Below are 327 nucleotides of genomic sequence, written 5' to 3'. Positions count from 1 at the left end.
CAGCTCCAGGAGCAAATGAAGACAATGCAGGCGCAGATGGACCAGATTCGCAAAACTCAAGACCCTCAGGAACGCCAGAAGCTGCTAGAACAGCACTGGGCCACAATGCAAAGTGCGATGACAATCATGCACGGAATGTGGGGGCCGGGGATGATGGGTCATGGAATGGGCCCGGGAATGATGGGGGGCGCCGGGCCCGGAATGATGGGAGGCTGGGCGCATATGGGCGGCTACTACTCGCGCCTGACACCCGAGCAACTGCGGCAGCGTCAATACATGACTGACCAATACCTGCAGATGCAGCAGGAGATGATGAACAACATGATG

General features: G+C 57.5%; 1 pseudogene. It reads left to right on the top strand.

The annotated features are described in order from the left end of the window. A pseudogene (locus P0D70_RS36925) lies at window positions 1–327 on the top strand (hypothetical protein); the annotation flags it as partial.

Source organism: Paraburkholderia sp. RL17-381-BIF-C (assembly GCF_046026435.1).
GTDB lineage: Bacteria > Pseudomonadota > Gammaproteobacteria > Burkholderiales > Burkholderiaceae > Paraburkholderia.
The sequence above is the reverse complement of the archived record's forward strand: the minus strand, read 5'-3'. Positions and strand labels throughout refer to the sequence as shown.